Origin of the sequence: Nocardioides psychrotolerans (assembly GCF_900113685.1) — a bacterium.
Taxonomy (GTDB): domain Bacteria; phylum Actinomycetota; class Actinomycetes; order Propionibacteriales; family Nocardioidaceae; genus Nocardioides; species Nocardioides psychrotolerans.
The window spans coordinates 1-15,514 of the sequence record NZ_FOQG01000023.1 but is presented as its reverse complement, the minus strand read 5'-3'; the positions used below and the strand labels follow the sequence as shown (position 1 = coordinate 15,514).

The window sequence follows — 15,514 nt, the reverse complement described above, 5'->3', positions numbered from 1 at the left end:
GAGATGGACACCAGGCCCAGCGTCAACGGCCGCAGCAAGCCCAGGGCCGCGGCGGCCCCCCAGGGGGTGGACCTCAGGTCGCTGCCCGGCGTGCTCGACGCGATCCCGACCCGCGTCATGCTCTGCGACCTCGACCTCAACATCACCTACGCCAACGACGCCACCCGCGAGGGTCTGCTGCGCCTCGCCGACTGGATCCCGATCTCGATCGACGAGATCGTCGGCGCCAACATCGACATCTTCCACCAGCGCCCGCAGCACCAGCGCCAGCTCCTGCGCGACGGCAGCGACCTCCCACGGCGCGCCAACATCCAGGTGGGTCCCGAGACCCTCGACCTGACGGTGCACGCGATCCGCGACGAGAACGGCCAGTACGTCGGCGCGATGGCCACGTGGGACAACATCACCGACAAGCTCGCTGCCGAGCAACGGCTCGCCGAGTCCGTCAGCGACTCCGGAGCGGTCAACAAGGTGCTGGCGGGGCTCAGCGCCGCCAGCTCGGTGGACCAGGCGGTGCAGATCGCCCTGGACACGGTGCGTGCGGAGTTCGGGTGGGCCTACGGGTCCTACTGGGCGATCGACTCCTCGGACAACACGTTGAAGTTCCGCGTCGAATCGGGTGATGCCGGCGCCGAGTTCCGCAGGGTGACCCTCGAGGCGTCGTTCGCCCGCGGGGTCGGCCTGTCGGGTCGCGCCTGGGCCAACGAGGACCTGTTCTTCACCCAGGACATCGGGGAGATGACCGACTGCGTGCGGGCTCCGGTCGCCCAGCGGGTCGGGGTCAAGTCCGGCTGTGTTGACCTTGAGCCCGAGCGTCGAGCGTCTCGACGCGCTCCGCAACGTGGGTCGTCTCGTCTCCGGTGCGCTGGAGCGGCTCGCCCAGGAGAACGAGGCACGTGAGTCCGTGGCGGACAACGCCGCGGTCAACAAGGTGCTGGCCAGCCTCAGCGCTGCCAGCTCGGTGGACCAGGCGGTGCAGATCGCCCTGGACACGGTGCGTGCGGAGTTCGGGTGGGCCTACGGGTCCTACTGGGCGATCGACTCCTCGGACAACGTGTTGAAGTTCCGCGTCGAGTCGGGTGATGCCGGCGCCGAGTTCCGTCGGGTGACCCTCGAGGCGTCGTTCGCCCGGGGGGTCGGCCTGTCGGGTCGCACCTGGGCCAACGAGGACCTGTTCTTCATCCAGGACATCGGGGAGATGACCGACTGCGTGCGGGCTCCGGTCGCCCAGCGGGTCGGGGTCAAGTCCGGCGTGTGCTTCCCGGTGATGATCGGGGGCAAGGTCGTGGCGACGATGGACTTCTTCGCCACCGAGACCCTGAGCCCGAGCGTCGAGCGTCTCGACGCGCTGCGCAACGTGGGTCGCCTGGTGTCGTCTGCTCTCGAGCGCATCGAGAAGGAGAGCCTGGAGCGGGCCTCGGCGGCCGAGATGGCTGCGAAGGTCGACATCGTGCTGGCCGTCGTGCGCGCCGCCAGTGCGGGTGACCTCACGCAGGAGCTCGACGTGACCGGCGACGACGCGGTGGGCCAGCTTGCTGGCGGCCTCAGCTCGCTCATCAGGACGCTGCGGGAGAGCATGATCAACATCGGTCAGACCGCCGACTCGCTCGCGGTCGCCTCCGAGCAGCTGACGATCCTCTCGCAGGGCATGGGGGAGGGCGCGACGCTTACCTCCGACCGTGCCGCGAGCGCCTCGGGCGCCTCGGTCGAGGTGTCGGCCAGCATCCAGACCGTGGCCAGTGCCGCGGAGCAGATGACGGCCAGCATCCGCGAGATCGCCCAGAATGCCACCGAGGCAGCCTCGGTCGCCACCGGAGCGGTCGGCGTGGCCAGCTCGGCCCAGGGCACCGTGGCCAATCTCGGTGAGTCCAGCGCCGAGATCGGTCAGGTCATCAAGGTGATCACCTCGATCGCCCAGCAGACCAACCTGCTCGCGCTCAACGCCACCATCGAGGCGGCCCGGGCCGGTGACGCCGGCAAGGGCTTCGCGGTGGTCGCCAGCGAGGTCAAGGAGCTGGCCAAGGAGACCGCGCGGGCCACGGAGGACATCGGTCAGAAGATCGTCGCCATCCAGGGTGACACCCAGGGTGCCGTCTCGGCGATCAGCGAGATCGCCGAGGTGATCGGCCGGATCAACGACATCCAGACGACCATCGCCTCGGCGGTCGAGGAGCAGACGGCCACGACCAACGAGATCGCCCGTAGCGTCACGGAGGCGGCTGCCGGCGCCAACGAGATCGCCGCGGACGTCACCCAGGTCGCGAGCGCCGCCGACGACACCCGCCAGGGTGCGCAGAACACGCTCCAGTCGGCCACCGACCTGGCCACGATGGCCACGGAGCTCAAGGAGCTGGTCAGCCGCTTCACCGTCTAGCAGGTCGAGTCGGCGCGACATCGCAGAGATCTGCGACATCGCGCCGACTCGGCATGCGACATCGCGCCGACTCGGCATGGGGGGCGCGGGTGGGGTGGGACACATCTGGTTGCCGGGAGCAACGAACTGGGAATATGGTTGCGGAAGTCAACCTTCTAGTGATCATGAATCGAGCTTCCGTGTCGCAGGTCGTCACCCCGTCCGCATCAGGGCCGTCCGCATCAGGGCCCAGCGCCGAGCAGGCGGGGCAGATGACGCACCGCGAGATCCTCGAGGCCCTCAGTGGTCTCCTGCTGGCGATGTTCGTCGCGATGCTCTCCAGCACCGTCGTCACCAACGCCCTGCCACGGATCATCACCGACCTCGAGGGCAGCCAGACCGGCTACACGTGGGTCGTGGTGTCGACGCTGCTCGCCATGACCGCCACGACCCCGCTGTGGGGCAAGCTCGCCGACCTGTTCAGCAAGAAGCTGCTCGTCCAGTCGGCGCTGGTGATCTACTCCGTCGGCTCGCTGGTCGCGGCCTTCGCGCCCAACATGGGGGTGCTCATCGGCGCCCGCGTCGTCCAGGGGATCGGCGTCGGTGGTCTCACCGCGTTGGTCCAGGTCGTCATCGCGACGATGGTCAGCCCCCGGGAGCGCGGCCGCTACTCCGGCTACATCGGCGCCGTCTTCGCGCTCGCCACGGTCAGCGGCCCGCTCATCGGCGGCCTGATCGTGGACAGCCCGCTGGGCTGGCGCGGCTGCTTCTTCGTCGGTCTGCCGGTCGCGGCGCTGGCCTTCGTGGTCCTGCAGCGCACGCTGCATCTGCCCGTCACCCGGCGCGACGTCAGCATCGACTACCTCGGCGCGACCCTGATCGTCGCCGGCGTCTCCATCCTGCTGATCTGGGTCTCCCTCGCGGGCCAGCAGTTCGCCTGGGCCTCCGCCACCACCGCGGTGATGCTCATCGGCGGCGCCGCCGTGATCGCCGCGGCCCTCTGGGTCGAGGGGCGCGTCGCCCAGGACCCGATCATCCCGCTGCGCCTCTTCAAGGACCGTACGACGGCACTCGCCACGGGTGCCTCCGTCATGGTCGGCATCGCGATGTTCGGGGCGACGGTCTACCTCTCCCAGTACTTCCAGCTGGCCCGTGGGATGAGCCCCACCGACGCCGGACTGATGTCGATCGCGATGGTCGGCGGCCTGCTGGTCTCCTCGATCCTCTCGGGTCGCATCATCACTCGCACCGGTCTGTGGAAGCGCTGGCTGGTCGGCGGGATGGTCCTGGTCATCGTCGGCCTCGCGCTGCTGGGCCAGATCGACGAGAAGACCGACCTGGTCCTGGTCGGCGCCTCCATGGCGCTGGTCGGCCTGGGCCTCGGCGCCACCATGCAGAACCTCGTGCTCGCCGTGCAGAACAACACCCGCATCGAGGACATGGGCGCCGCCAGCTCCGTCGTCGCCTTCTTCCGCTCGATGGGTGGCTCGATCGGGGTCTCTGCCCTGGGTGCGCTGCTCGCTTCGCAGGTCGCCACCAGCGTCCGCGACGGTCTCGACTCGATGGGCGTCCCCTCCACCTCGCACCGCAGCCACACGATCCCGGACCTGAGCACCCTCCCGGCGCCGGTCCGCGCGCTCTACGAGTCGTCCTTCGGTGACGCGGTCGGCCACCTGTTCCTGGTCTCCGCCCCGTTCGCGGTCGTCGCGCTGGTCTGCGTGCTGTTCATCAAGGAGGTGCCGTTGCGCACCACCAACTACGTCCCCGACGAGGACCGCGAGGGCGCCGACACCGCTACGGTTCAGGCATGAACCGCGCCGACTCACTGCGTCAGCTCGAGCAGGAGGTCGGCGTCCTGGTGCGCCGCGTCAAGCGGGTGATCGGGGTGCGGGCCCGGTTGGTGCACGAGGAGATGCAGCCGTCGTCGTACCTGATGCTGGCCTACCTCGCGGAGCACGGCCCGACCCGTTCCTCGGCGATGGCCGAGATCTTCGCGATCGACAAGGGCGCGATCAGCCGCCAGGTCCAGCACCTCGTGGACCTCGGTCTCGTCGACCGGTCCCAGGACCCGGAGGACGGCCGCGCCTCGTTGCTCTCCGCCAGCGACGACGCCCGGCGTCGGCTGGCCGACGTCGCGGAGCATCGTCGCAAGTGGCTCGACGAGCAGCTGGGCGACTGGTCGGCGGCCGAGCTCGCCGACTTCGTCGAGGAGCTCGGCCGCTACAACCAGGCACTCAGCCAGTCGGAGTGAGCCAGACCGCGGTGTCGGCGGGCAGGTCCTCGCCGACCGGGCCGCTGGCCGCCACCAGGGTGCCTGCCGGCAGGGGCGCCGGTGACGCACCGCAGTTGAGGACGATCGTCAGGTCGCCGCGCACCACGGTCAGCACGTCGCCTGAGACCTCGACGCTCACCTCGCTGGGTGCGTCGGTCAGGCTCCGCCGCGCTGCCAGCGCCCCACGGTAGAACTCCAGCGTCGAACCCTCGACACCCTGCTGTGCCGCGACGGTGAGCGACGCCCAGGCGTCCGGCTGCGGCAGCCAGGGCTGTCCCGTCCCGGGTCCGAAGCCGTACGGCGGGTGGTCGCCCGACCAGGGCATCGGCACGCGGCAGCCGTCCCGACCGGGCTGGCCGGTGCGGAACCACGACGGGTCCTGCCGGTCGTCGGGGGCGACGTCGACCTCCTCGAGCCCGAGCTCCTCGCCCTGGTAGAGGTAGGCCGAGCCGGGCAGCCCGAGCGAGACCAGCGTCGCGGCGCGGGCCCGCGCACGGCCGGTCTCGCCGCCGCCGTAGCGCGTGGCGTGGCGGTGGACGTCGTGGTTGCTGAGCACCCACGTGGGCGCCCCGCCGACCGCCGTCATCGCGGGCAGGGTCGTCGTGACGACCGCGGCGAACGCGGCGGCCGACCACGACGCCATCACCCAGTCGAAGTTGAAGGCCTGGTGCAGCTCGTCGGAGCGGACGTAGCGGGCATTGGCCTCGACGGTCGTGGTCCATGCCTCGGCCACGGCCATCCGGTCGCCGTCGTAGTCCGCGAGCACCGCGTGCCACTGCCGGTAGACGTCGTGAACCTCGGGCTGGTCCCACATGGGCTCGTCGTCCTCGTGCCCGCCGACCTCGAAGATGTCGCTCGCCTCGCCGACCAGGCGCTGGTCGCGCAGGCTCGCCTCCTTGAGCAGTCCGTGCGCGACGTCGACGCGGAACCCGTCGACGGAGCGGTCGAGCCAGAAGCGCAGCACGTCGAGGAACATCTGAGCGACCTCGGGGTTGCGCCAGTCGAGGTCGGGCTGGCTGGTGTCGAAGAGGTGGAGGTACCACTGGTCGGTATGGCCCACGCGGGTCCAGGCCGGTCCACCGAACACCGAGCGCCAGTTGTTGGGTGGCTCGCTCGCGTCGGTGCCGCGGCCGGTGCGGAAGAGGTAGCGCGCACGCTCGGGGCTGCCGGGCTCGGCCGCCAGCGCCGCCTGGAACCACACGTGGTCGCCGGAGGTGTGGTTGGGGACCAGGTCGACGATCACCCTGAGCCCGAGGTCGTGGGCCGTCGCGATCAGGTCGTCGGCGTCGGAGAGCGAGCCGAAGAGCGGGTCGACGTCGGTGTAGTCGGCGACGTCGTAGCCGTGGTCGTGCTGGGGCGAGCGGTAGAACGGCGTCAGCCACACCGCGTCGACACCGAGGTCGCGGAGGTAGGGCAGCCGGGAGGTGATCCCGGGCAGGTCGCCGACCCCGTCGCCGTCGCCGTCGGCGAAGCTGCGGACGTAGACCTGGTAGACGACCGCGTGGCGCCACCACTCCGTCCCCACCGTGCCGATGCCTGAGGCGCCGCTCATGCGAAGGCCGCCGCGTCGACAGCGATCCAGAGGTGCTCGGCGGTGCCGACCACCCGGCCGTCCCTGTCGTAGAGGGTCGCGGCCGTGAAGGTCTTGCGGCCGTCCTGGCCGCGCGAGCTGCCGATCACCACGTGGGGTTCTCCGATCCTCGGTCGTGCGTCGATCCTGGCGGTCATGGAGCCCAGCACCATCAGCCGCTCGCCGAAGTCGGCACCCCAGGCGCCGACGCAGTCGAGGGCGGCCCAGGTCGCGGGCAGGGAAGCGACGTCCTCGCCTTCGATCATGAGCGGGTCGGCGGTGCTGGCGTGCGGCCTCCAGGTGGCTGCCGCACGGGTGAAGCCGTCGACGTCGTCGACACGGCCCGGGAAGATCCGCAGGCCGTCTCCTTCAGCGCGTGCGGTGCCGCACGCGAAGCAGGTGGCGAAGGGGTGGTGGACCAGGCCGGGATAGCGGGTCTCCGCGGCGCGCGCCTCCTCGAGCCCGACCGGCTCCACCGGGGTGAGCGGGCGCTGGTCGAGGCGGGCCCGCACGGCCGGCCGGCCGTCGTACGACGCCACGGTCCAGCCGTCGTCCTGGCTCACCGGCATCGGGGTGTCGAGGGGCGGGGGCTGGCGCAACGAGACGGTCACCGTGGCGCCCTCGGTCTGCCCGTTGACGAGCATGGCCAGGGCGCCCGCGGTCCAGCCGCCGTTGCCTGACGAGGGGGGTCCACAGAAGCGGCTCGGCACGACGAGGTCGGTCATCGGATCTCCTCCCAGCGCGCGAGCGCCTCCTGGCGTTCGGCGCCGTGGTCGACGAGCGGCGACGGGTAGTCGACGCGGTCGCGGTCGTCGGCGCTCGGGTCGTGCGGGTCCGCGACGTCGGCGAGCTCGGGCACCCACCGACGCACGTAGTCGCCGCGTGGGTCGAACTTCTTGCCCTGGCTGGTCGGGTTGAAGACCCGGAAGTAGGGCGACGCGTCGGTGCCGCTGCCCGCGGTCCACTGCCAGCCGTGCTGGTTGGAGGCCAGGTCTGCGTCGACGAGCCGCTCCATGAAGTGCCGCGCCCCGTGCTGCCACTCCAGGTGCAGGTCCTTGACCAGGAAGCTGGCCACGATCATCCGCACCCGGTTGTGCATCCAGCCGGTCGCGCGGAGCTGGCGCATCCCCGCGTCGACGACCGGGAAGCCGGTGCGACCCTCGCGCCACGCGTCGAGCTGCGCGCCCGGCTCGTCGTAGCGCATCCGGGCATAGTCGGGTCGCAGGTAGTCGCGCGCCGTGTGCGGCTGGGCCGCGAGCACGTCGGCGTAGAACTCCCGCCACGCCAGCTCCTTGCGGTAGGTCGCGGCGCCGGCGCTGCGCAGCGGCGCGAGGTCGGCGAGCATCGAGCGGGGGTGGATCTCGCCCCACTTGAGGTGCACCGACATCCGCGAGGTGCCCTCGACGCCCGGCTTGTCGCGATCCTCGTCGTAGTCCGCGACCCGGTCGAGGAAGTCGCTCCAGCGGGCGTGCGCTGCGGCCTCGCCGGCCTCCGGCAGCTCTACGCCCTCAGGCGCGGTGTCGTCGGGGAGGTCGACGGTGTCCTCGACGCGCAGCCAGGTGACGTCGCTCGGGGCGTCGACCGCGCCGCGCCAACCGTGGTCGGCCCAGGCCCTGGAGAAGGGCGTGTAGACCTTGTAGGGCGCCCCACTGCCGTTGGTGACGCGGCCGGGGGCCACGGCGTACGGCGACCCGGTGCGCTCCAGCTCGATCCCGGCGTCGGCCAGGGCGGCCTCGACCCGTAGGTCGCGATCATGGCCGTAGGGACCGAAGTCGGCCGCGACGTGGACCCGCGCGGCCCCGACCTCGCGCGCGGCCCGCACCACCTGGCTCACGGGGTCGCCGTGGAGCACGCACAGCGGCAGGTCCTCGGCGAGGGAGCGCAGCGAGGCGCCCAGGTAGGCGCGGCGCACGGCACCCGCGGGGTCCCACAGGGCGGGGTCGAGCACGAAGAGGGGGAGGACGTCACCGTCGGCGACCGCCGCGACGAGCGCGGGATTGTCACGGAGGCGGAGGTCGCGGCGGAACCACATCACGGAAGGCATCGCCTCCAGCCTGCCAGGCCGGGGAGACGGGAGTAGGGAAGGCATGGGTAAGAATGGGCGGGTGAGCGACCTGATCGACACCACCGAGATGTACCTCCGGACCATCTATGAGCTGGTCGAGGAGGGCATCGTGCCGTTGCGCGCACGCATCGCCGAGCGTCTCCACCAGAGCGGACCCACCGTCTCGCAGACCGTCGCCCGCATGGAGCGCGACGGGCTGCTCACCGTCGAGGGCGACCGACACCTCGAGCTCACCGAGGTCGGACTCCAGCTCGCGACGCGAGTGATGCGCAAGCACCGGCTGGCCGAGCGTCTGCTCATCGACGTCATCGGGCTCGACTGGGAGCTCGTGCACGAGGAGGCCTGCCGCTGGGAGCACGTGATGTCGGAGACCGTCGAGCGCCGGCTCCTCGAGCTGCTCGACCACCCGACCGAGTCGCCCTACGGCAACCCGATCCCCGGCCTCGAGGAGCTCGGTCAGAGCTCCGGCGGAGAGGATTTCATGGACGGGCTCGAGTCCCTGTCCCAGGCGGCCGGGCCCGAGGAGGTCCGCGTGCTGGTGCGCCGCATCTCCGAGGAGACGCAGAAGGACGAGCCCCTGATGAGCGCCATGCGGCGCGTCGGGGCCATCCCCGACAAGACCGTCACGATCATCGCGACGGGCGAGGGCGTCCTCGTCGGCTCGGGCGGCGAGACCGCCGAGATCGCGCACGACGCGGCCGATCACATCTTCGTCCGGCGCCTCTGATCGCCGGTTCCGCGTTGTTTCGCGGGTCTGGCCAGGTGGAGGGACTTTAATCCCCCTTGTTCGACAGCAGGGCGTGGCACTTGAGGTTTATGCCCCCGGGATAGACCATTGGTCTCGAGACCGTAACCGCGTCGCATCGTCGCGCGTTCTCAGGGGGAGTGGCCGGGGGGCCTCTCCCAGAGGAGGTAGCACCATGGAGTTGATCGCCGTCCCCATCAATGCGCGGGCGCTGTCCAAGTGCGTGTGCGTCGAGGTGCTGCACAGCGAGACGCGTCTCGAGCGCGGGCTCGACCACGACGAGTCGGTCATCATCCTCGACGCCGACGGCGGCTTCCACGCGGCCGTCGTCGACGAGGTGGGCTTCACCCTGGAGGACACCACCTACCGGCTGCGCATGGGTGTCCGCCTGCCGGCCGACCTCGCCGCCCAGCGACTCTCGGGCTCGCCGATGTCGGTGGAGCGCAGCCAGGTGCACGAGGTGGCCGACTTGCTGGGCGAGGTGCGGAACCGCGCCTCGGACACCCCCGAGGGCCTCGTCGACATCCAGTTCGTCAGCTGATCGCGACCAGTCCTTCGAGGAAGTCGCTGCACCCGACCTCGAGCTTGTACGTCGCCTGGTCGTCGCCGCGGGTCTCTCCCCGGTTGACGATCACCACCGCCACCCCCAGCTTGGTCGCCCGGCGGACGAACCGGAAGCCGCTCATCACGGTCAGGCTGGACCCCGCGACCAGCAGCACCCCGCCGGTGTCGGCCAGGGCGTCGACGGCGGCGTAGCAGCGCTCGACGCGGGGCCCCGGCACGTTCTCGCCGAAGAACACCACGTCCGGCTTGAGGACCCCCTTGCAGTCGACGCAGCCGGGCACCACGAAGCCCGCGGTCTCCTCGAGGTCCACGTCACCGTCCGGACGGGTCTCGACGCTCGAGTGCCGCTCGTCGAAGCCCGGGTTCAGGGCCGCCAGTCGCTCGTGCAGCGACCGGCGAGAAGTGGTCTCCCGGCAGGAGAGGCAGATGACGTCGGCGATCCGGCCGTGGAGCGCGACCAACCGCCGTGACCCGGCCGCCTCGTGCAGGCCGTCGACGTTCTGGGTGATCAGCAGGCTCGGGTCGAGAGCCGTGAGTGCCCGGTGGCCGGCGTTGGGCTCGGCGCGCCGCATGCGGCCCCAGCCCAGGTGGCTGCGCGCCCAGTAACGTTGCTGAGCCTCCGGGCCGGAGACGAACTCCTGGTAGGTCATGGGCGTCCGCGACGGGGAGCCCGGCCCGCGGTAGTCGGGGATCCCGGAGTCGGTGGACAGCCCGGCCCCGGTGAGCACGACCAGGGTGCGGCCGACGAGCAGGGCGAGCGCGGCGTCTCGGTGGTCGACCGAGACCTGGGTGTCCGGGGTCTGGCTCACCGGGCGTAGCGGAGCTCGGCTCGGGCTCGGGCCTTCGCGCCCTCGACGTCGCGGTCCTTCGGTGGAGCGGTCGTGATCAGGTCGTCGAGGAGGTGCTGGGTGAGGTGCGCGATCTCGCGCACTGCCTGGTCGAAGGCGGCCTGGTTGGCCTGCGACGGCTTGGCGGTGCCGCTGACCTTCCGGACGTACTGCAGCGCGGCGGCCGTGACCTCGACGCGCGTGGCCGGGGGCTCGAAGTTGTTGAGCGGGCGGATGTTGCGGCACATGCGACGAGACTACGTCGCAGCACGACGTGCGGGGGTGCCACGATGACTCCATGGATGACACCTCCCGCGAGTTCGACCTGGTCCTCTTCGGGGCCACCGGCTTCACCGGCGGCCTGACCGCCGCCTACCTCGCCGAGCACGGCCCGACCGGACTGCGCTGGGCCCTGGTCGGGCGCAGCAAGGAGAAGCTCGAGCGCGTGCGAGCTCACCTGGCGGCCGACCGGCCCGAGCTGGCTGACCTCCCGCTGCTCGTGGCCGACGCGTCCGACCCGGCCTCGCTGGCCGACGTCGCAGGGCGCACCAAGGTCGTCATCACCACCGTCGGCCCCTACCTCACCCACGGTGAGCCGCTCGTCGCCGCGTGCGCCGAGGCCGGCACCGACTACGTCGACCTCACCGGTGAGCCGGAGTTCGTCGACCGGATGTACGTCGCGCACCACGCGACCGCCGTCGCCTCCGGGGCCCGGCTGGTGCACGCTTGCGGCTTCGACTCCATCCCGCACGACCTGGGCGCGATGTACACCGTGCAGCAGCTCGCCGCGTCCGGGCCGGTCTCCGTGCGCGGCGTGGTCCGCGCGAGCGGCATGTTCTCCGGCGGCACCTTCCACTCCGCGATGACCGCGATGTCGCGACCCCAGCAGATGAAGGAGGCCTCCACCGCCCGTCGCCGCGTCGAGCCGGAGCCGGCCGACGGACGCTCCTCGCGCTCGGTCGGAGGCAAGCCCCACCGCGACAAGCAGCTCGGCTTCTGGCTGCTGCCGATGCCGACGATCGACCCGTTCGTCGTCCAGCGCTCGGGGGCTGCCCTGGCGTCGTACGGGCCGAAGTTCCGCTACACCCACTACGCCGGCACCAAGACGCTCCACTATGCCGCGGGCGGTGCCGCCGGGGTCGGCGTGATCGCGCTGGCCGCGCAGGTCAAGCCGCTGCGCAACCTGATGCTGGGCCGGGTCAAGCAGGGCGAGGGCCCCGACGCGGCCAAGCGCGAGAAGTCGTGGTTCACCGTCGACTTCATCGGTGAAGGCGACGGTCGCACCATCCACACCCGCGTCTCCGGGGGTGACCCGGGCTACGGGGAGACCGCCAAGATGCTCGCCGAGGCGGCGCTGTGCCTGGTCCTCGACGACAACCCGACCACCTCCGGCCAGGTCACCACGGCCCAGGCGATGGGCGACAACCTCCTCGCCCGCCTCCACGCCCAGGGCATCACGTTCGAGGCGCTGGCCTGACCTGGCCTGACTCAGGGTCGGCGTGCCCGAGGCACCGTGAGGGCGGCGATGAACGTCGTGATCGGCACGGCGAGCACGAGGCCGATGCTGCTGGTGAGCGAGCGCACGATCTCCTCGGCGATCTCCTCGGTGCCGATCAGGTCGGTCATCGGCCGGTCGTAGAGCTGGAGCACGAGCAGCAGCGTGAGCGCGGTGCCGGCATAGGCGAAGACGATCGTGTAGATCGTGGAGGCGATGTGGTCGCGCCCGATCCGCATGCCGCTGGTGAAGATCTCGGTGCGGCTCATCGACGGCGACGCGGCGCGCAGCTCCCAGACGGCCGACGACTGGGTGATGGTCACGTCGTTGAGCACGCCCAGCCCGGCGATGATCACCGCTGCCGTCAGCAGGCCCTGGAAGTTGATCTCGCTGGCGAACGTCGTGAGGAAGCCGCCGCCCTCGTCGGCGATGCCCGACAGGTGTGTCGAATGCACCGCCCACCAGCCGACCACGGCGGTGATCGCGAGGCCGGCCAGGGTGCCGGCGAGCGCGGTGCTGGTGCGGATCGAGAAGCCGTGTGTCGTGTAGAGGACGACGAACATGATCGCGGTGGCCGCGACGAGCGCGACGGGGATGCCGGGCTCGCCGGTGAGCAGGGCCGGGACCGCGAAGCCGAGCACCACGACGCCGGCGAACGCCAGGCCCAGCAGCGCCATCAGTCCGCGCAGCCGGGCGATGCCCAGCACGACCACGACGAAGAGGATGCTCAGGATCCACAGCGGACCGGAGCGCTCGGTGCCGAAGTAGCCGAACTGGCCCTCTCCGTCCTGCGGCTGGCGGACCAGCTCGATCCGGTCGCCGGGGTCGAGACCGGAGTCGCTGATCTGCGGGGGCACGTTGACGAGCACCTGGGTGCCCTCGCTCGCCCCCTCGTCGACGATCGCGCGGATCCGCCCGCAGGCCTGCGCCGCCGGGTCGGCGTCGGCGTCGGGTGCGCACGCGGGCTCGACCTCCCGCACCACCGCCTCCGGGAAGGTCACCCCCTCGGCCGCGAAGCCCACCGACCCCTGGAGCTCGTCGGCGGCGTCGCTGTCCGGCCAGAGCAGCACCAGCCCCGCGAGCGTGACGACGGCGACGAGGGCCAGGGCAGTCAGGAGCACCAGGCGCGGGGTCCGGTCGACCTCGAAGTCGCCTTCACCGCCGGCTCGATGGGAATGACCGTGTCCGTGGCCCATGGGTCTCCTGGCGTCGTCCGTGCTGGGGCGGCGTCAGGCTATCGGTCGCCGATGGCGACCCGGGACGCGGTCAGCCGGCGCTGCCGCTGCCGCAGGTGGTGAGGCCGAGGGCGTCGAACGCCTCGTTGGTCGCGCCTCCGTCGATCTCGAAGAGGGCGGCGGGATCGGCCGTGATGGCGTCGAGGTTGACCTGCTGCTCGGCGAGGACGGCGTCGTAGTCGGCGGCGAGGTCCTCGGGAGGGGTCAGGACGACCAGCTCGTCCTGGAGCTCCTGGACCAGGGGCAGGAAGTCGGTGGTGACCGTGGTGGGGTCGGCGGGGTCGAGGGTGGCCCCGACGGCGTTGATGTCGGGGTAGAGGCCGGCGCACACCGCGTTGGCGTCGGCCACGAATGTGTCAGTGGTGTCGGCGGTGTCCTCAGTCGGCTCGTCCGCCTCGTCCGTGGTCTCGGAGGTCGTGGAGGTCTCGCCCGCGTCGTCGCCGCCGCAGGCGGAGAGCCCGCCTGCGAGCACGAGGGCGAGGAGGGCCGCCGCGGTGAGCTGGAGCGGACGGGGGAGAGGGTGGTGTCGCATGAGGGCTCCTGGGTGGGGGGCGCACGCAGGTGCGCGGGAGGCAGCGGCCTGAGCCGTCGAGGGTCGCGTGAGCCTAGCGACCCGGTCTCCCGGCCGTGGGGCTTCTCGTCACCTCATCGATCAGGCTCGACCTCGTCTACGCGGACTTCGCCGTCTGAGCCGGCTGTCCAGATGAACGCGACTGCACGGGCGCGTTGACCTGCACACGACACGGTGGTGCCCCAGGCAAGAGTCGAACTTGCGACCTCTCGCTTGTCCGCAGTGCGTTTCAGTACGTCTCATCTCGGGTCATGGCGAATCAGTGCCGTTGAGGCTCAAAGTAGGTAACAAAGTAGGTAACTCGGCCGGGTCAGAGGTGGATCGCGCGGTCGGACTTGTCGCCCTCGAAATAGACCCACGCGGTCCTCACCGGGTCGGAGTGCCGAGATGGAACAGGGTCGCAATCCGCGCGGCGGAGCGTGTGCGGGATCGCCCCAGGAGAAGCCGGCGCCGCCGAGGACTCGCGCACGGGTCTGTTGCTGTTCGGCCAGGCCCACAATGCGCGGCGTGTGTAGCGCAATGCGCCACAATCGGGGTGTGTTGGTGGAGTTGTGGTGGGACCCGGGACGCCGCTCACATCCGTAGCCGTTCGACCCGCTGTCCCGGCGCGACGGACATCGAGCCGGAGTGGACTTTGCAGGCGGCGGCCGATCCCGCCCTGGTGGCCCGCAACCCTGACCCCAAGAGCAAGGCGGCCTACACACGGCTCATCGGCTACTCGCCGGCCGCGGGCTTCGTCCTCACCGTGATCATCGACCCGCACGACCTCTCCGGCGTGACTGCCTGGAAGACCCGCGGCGTTGACCTGCGGGACTACCTCGATCGAAAGGACACAACTGATGACTAACCCCGAGCAGGTGGCGCGCCGCACGCGCCACGATGCGATCCTCGCGGAAGTCGCCGGTGAAGAAGCCGAGGCCGCAGAGGCTGAAGCGGTCGAGAAGACCGCCGCGCTGGACGTACCGATGCACCTGCGCATCGACAGTGAGCTAGACGCAGCAACTGCGTCAGAGGGCTAGCGACGAGCACATCCCTACCTCCGCGCTGGTGCGACGCCTGTTGCGCCAAGCCATGCAGCAGGGCTCCCCTGTGCGTCAGAGTTGAGTGAGACACCTCCTCTGAGTTCGTTCCCTTGCACGGGGTGAGAAGCGAGACGAGCACGATGACGATGACGACGGCCGATGTGGCTGGCAGCAGTAGCGATGATGGGGTCATGGGACCCAGGGCTAATCGACCGAAACGGCGTAGCTTCTCCGCGGAGTACAAGGCGCAGATTCTCGCCGAGTACGAGGCAGCTGATCGTGGTGTGCGCGGGAGCATCCTGCGTCGCGAAGGCCTGTACTCCTCGCACATCATCGAGTGGCGCAGGGCCGCCCAGGCGGGTGCCGCCGCCGGGCTCGCCCCGGCGACCCGGGACCGGCGTGAGCGTGAACGCGACCGGGAGGTCGCCCAGCTGCGGGCGCGCGCGGAGAAGGCCGAGGCTGAGCTCGCCAAGCACAAGGCGGCGCTGGACCTGATGGGAAAAGCACACGCGCTCTTGGAGACGCTCTCCGAGAGCGCGGACCTGGCCGGCCCGGTGGCCAAGGTGGACGAGAGGCGGTCGAAGCGGTGATCGTGCCGCTGGTCGCCGAGCTCGCCGCGTTGATGAGCATCGCGACAGCGTGTGCGTTGCTGGGTCGCTCGCGGGCCAGTCACTACCGCGCCGAGGCCGAAGCTCTGCGGCGTGCGGGGTTGCCGTTCGGGCCCGAACCCGCACCCGTGCGTGGACCGCGGCCGACGCCGCCGAACGCGCTCACCGACGCTGAACGCCAGCGGGT

The 15,514-nt window shown here is 70.8% G+C and carries 18 protein-coding genes; 11 read left to right on the top strand and 7 right to left on the bottom strand.

Annotation, left to right across the window (positions count from 1 at the left end; all coding sequences use genetic code 11):
- Positions 1 to 3: 3 nt before the first annotated feature.
- From BM204_RS19850 to BM204_RS19835, 4 genes are all read left to right on the top strand, one after another.
- The gene (locus BM204_RS19850; protein ID WP_143099848.1) at positions 4 to 900 is read left to right on the top strand and encodes a nitrogen regulation protein NR(II); all 897 of its coding nucleotides are present in this window, start codon (positions 4 to 6) and stop codon (positions 898 to 900) included.
- Positions 794 to 2,374, top strand: coding sequence for a methyl-accepting chemotaxis protein (locus tag BM204_RS19845; RefSeq protein WP_091117073.1), 1,581 nt, complete (start codon positions 794 to 796; stop codon positions 2,372 to 2,374). The genes BM204_RS19850 and BM204_RS19845 overlap by 107 nt, the downstream gene beginning before the upstream one ends.
- Before the next feature lie 251 nt (positions 2,375 to 2,625).
- On the top strand, positions 2,626 to 4,164 hold the full coding sequence (locus BM204_RS19840) for an MDR family MFS transporter (RefSeq protein WP_091117071.1): 1,539 nt from the start codon (positions 2,626 to 2,628) through the stop codon (positions 4,162 to 4,164).
- Complete coding sequence (locus tag BM204_RS19835; RefSeq protein WP_091117069.1) at positions 4,161 to 4,604, top strand: MarR family winged helix-turn-helix transcriptional regulator; 444 nt, start codon at positions 4,161 to 4,163, stop codon at positions 4,602 to 4,604. Before BM204_RS19840 ends, BM204_RS19835 begins: the two co-directional genes overlap by 4 nt.
- Here BM204_RS19835 and BM204_RS19830 read toward each other — a convergent pair.
- From BM204_RS19830 to BM204_RS19820, 3 genes are read right to left on the bottom strand one after another with little or no spacing between them, the layout of a single operon-like run.
- The gene (locus tag BM204_RS19830; protein ID WP_091117067.1) at positions 4,588 to 6,177 is read right to left on the bottom strand and encodes a glycoside hydrolase family 13 protein; all 1,590 of its coding nucleotides are present in this window, start codon (positions 6,175 to 6,177) and stop codon (positions 4,588 to 4,590) included. The two genes, BM204_RS19835 and BM204_RS19830, sit on opposite strands and share 17 nt — an antisense overlap.
- Positions 6,174 to 6,920: a hypothetical protein gene (locus BM204_RS19825; RefSeq protein WP_091117065.1), complete on the bottom strand. Its 747-nt coding sequence runs from the start codon at positions 6,918 to 6,920 to the stop codon at positions 6,174 to 6,176. Before BM204_RS19825 ends, BM204_RS19830 begins: the two co-directional genes overlap by 4 nt.
- Positions 6,917 to 8,239: a cryptochrome/photolyase family protein gene (locus BM204_RS19820; protein ID WP_091117062.1), complete on the bottom strand. Its 1,323-nt coding sequence runs from the start codon at positions 8,237 to 8,239 to the stop codon at positions 6,917 to 6,919. Before BM204_RS19820 ends, BM204_RS19825 begins: the two co-directional genes overlap by 4 nt.
- A gap of 61 nt (positions 8,240 to 8,300) precedes the next feature.
- Here BM204_RS19820 and BM204_RS19815 point away from each other — a divergent pair, with 61 nt between their 5' ends.
- Entirely contained in the window at positions 8,301 to 8,987 is a 687-nt protein-coding gene (locus tag BM204_RS19815; RefSeq protein WP_091117060.1) for an iron-dependent transcriptional repressor DtxR, read from the top strand.
- Between the two features lie 193 nt (positions 8,988 to 9,180).
- On the top strand, positions 9,181 to 9,546 hold the full coding sequence (locus tag BM204_RS19810; protein WP_091117057.1) for a hypothetical protein: 366 nt from the start codon (positions 9,181 to 9,183) through the stop codon (positions 9,544 to 9,546).
- Here the strand turns inward: BM204_RS19810 and BM204_RS19805 are convergent.
- On the bottom strand, positions 9,539 to 10,378 hold the full coding sequence (locus tag BM204_RS19805; RefSeq protein WP_091117055.1) for a Sir2 family NAD-dependent protein deacetylase: 840 nt from the start codon (positions 10,376 to 10,378) through the stop codon (positions 9,539 to 9,541). The genes BM204_RS19810 and BM204_RS19805 overlap by 8 nt on opposite strands.
- Positions 10,375 to 10,644 carry a DUF2277 domain-containing protein gene (locus tag BM204_RS19800; protein ID WP_091117053.1) on the bottom strand — a complete coding sequence of 90 codons (270 nt, stop codon included), beginning with the start codon at positions 10,642 to 10,644 and terminating at the stop codon, positions 10,375 to 10,377. The genes BM204_RS19805 and BM204_RS19800 overlap by 4 nt, the downstream gene beginning before the upstream one ends.
- 50 nt (positions 10,645 to 10,694) lie before the next feature.
- Here BM204_RS19800 and BM204_RS19795 point away from each other — a divergent pair, with 50 nt between their 5' ends.
- Positions 10,695 to 11,873, top strand: a complete 1,179-nt coding sequence (locus BM204_RS19795; protein WP_091117051.1) for a saccharopine dehydrogenase family protein — start codon at positions 10,695 to 10,697, stop codon at positions 11,871 to 11,873.
- An 11-nt stretch (positions 11,874 to 11,884) separates the two neighbouring features.
- Here BM204_RS19795 and BM204_RS19790 read toward each other — a convergent pair whose 3' ends face one another.
- Positions 11,885 to 13,087 carry a YibE/F family protein gene (locus BM204_RS19790; protein ID WP_091117049.1) on the bottom strand — a complete coding sequence of 401 codons (1,203 nt, stop codon included), beginning with the start codon at positions 13,085 to 13,087 and terminating at the stop codon, positions 11,885 to 11,887.
- Positions 13,088 to 13,157: 70 nt separating this feature from the next.
- A complete protein-coding gene (locus BM204_RS19785) occupies positions 13,158 to 13,658 on the bottom strand; it encodes a hypothetical protein (protein ID WP_091117047.1) in 501 nt (166 codons plus the stop codon).
- Positions 13,659 to 14,358: 700 nt separating this feature from the next.
- Between BM204_RS19785 and BM204_RS23035 the strand changes: the two genes are divergently transcribed.
- The 4 genes from BM204_RS23035 to BM204_RS23030 form a co-directional block, all read left to right on the top strand.
- Positions 14,359 to 14,544: a hypothetical protein gene (locus BM204_RS23035; RefSeq protein ID WP_218031403.1), complete on the top strand. Its 186-nt coding sequence runs from the start codon at positions 14,359 to 14,361 to the stop codon at positions 14,542 to 14,544.
- On the top strand, positions 14,537 to 14,716 hold the full coding sequence (locus BM204_RS19775) for a hypothetical protein (RefSeq protein ID WP_091117042.1): 180 nt from the start codon (positions 14,537 to 14,539) through the stop codon (positions 14,714 to 14,716). Before BM204_RS23035 ends, BM204_RS19775 begins: the two co-directional genes overlap by 8 nt.
- Positions 14,717 to 14,910: 194 nt before the next feature.
- Positions 14,911 to 15,309 carry a transposase gene (locus BM204_RS23680; protein ID WP_174813050.1) on the top strand — a complete coding sequence of 133 codons (399 nt, stop codon included), beginning with the start codon at positions 14,911 to 14,913 and terminating at the stop codon, positions 15,307 to 15,309.
- Positions 15,306 to 15,514 (top strand): hypothetical protein (locus tag BM204_RS23030; RefSeq protein WP_439895898.1); only part of this gene is annotated, 209 nt, incomplete at its 3' end. The genes BM204_RS23680 and BM204_RS23030, both read left to right, overlap by 4 nt.

Coding starts and splice junctions, on each gene's coding strand:
- BM204_RS19850 (WP_143099848.1), top strand. CDS start 4: ATGGACACCAGGCCCAGCGTCAACGGCCGCAGCAAGCCCAGGGCCGCG.
- BM204_RS19840 (WP_091117071.1), top strand. CDS start 2,626: ATGACGCACCGCGAGATCCTCGAGGCCCTCAGTGGTCTCCTGCTGGCG.
- BM204_RS19835 (WP_091117069.1), top strand. CDS start 4,161: ATGAACCGCGCCGACTCACTGCGTCAGCTCGAGCAGGAGGTCGGCGTC.
- BM204_RS19830 (WP_091117067.1), bottom strand. CDS start 6,177: ATGAGCGGCGCCTCAGGCATCGGCACGGTGGGGACGGAGTGGTGGCGC.
- BM204_RS19825 (WP_091117065.1), bottom strand. CDS start 6,920: ATGACCGACCTCGTCGTGCCGAGCCGCTTCTGTGGACCCCCCTCGTCA.
- BM204_RS19820 (WP_091117062.1), bottom strand. CDS start 8,239: ATGCCTTCCGTGATGTGGTTCCGCCGCGACCTCCGCCTCCGTGACAAT.
- BM204_RS19810 (WP_091117057.1), top strand. CDS start 9,181: ATGGAGTTGATCGCCGTCCCCATCAATGCGCGGGCGCTGTCCAAGTGC.
- BM204_RS19800 (WP_091117053.1), bottom strand. CDS start 10,644: ATGTGCCGCAACATCCGCCCGCTCAACAACTTCGAGCCCCCGGCCACG.
- BM204_RS19795 (WP_091117051.1), top strand. CDS start 10,695: ATGGATGACACCTCCCGCGAGTTCGACCTGGTCCTCTTCGGGGCCACC.
- BM204_RS19790 (WP_091117049.1), bottom strand. CDS start 13,087: ATGGGCCACGGACACGGTCATTCCCATCGAGCCGGCGGTGAAGGCGAC.
- BM204_RS19785 (WP_091117047.1), bottom strand. CDS start 13,658: ATGCGACACCACCCTCTCCCCCGTCCGCTCCAGCTCACCGCGGCGGCC.
- BM204_RS19775 (WP_091117042.1), top strand. CDS start 14,537: ATGACTAACCCCGAGCAGGTGGCGCGCCGCACGCGCCACGATGCGATC.
- BM204_RS23680 (WP_174813050.1), top strand. CDS start 14,911: ATGGGACCCAGGGCTAATCGACCGAAACGGCGTAGCTTCTCCGCGGAG.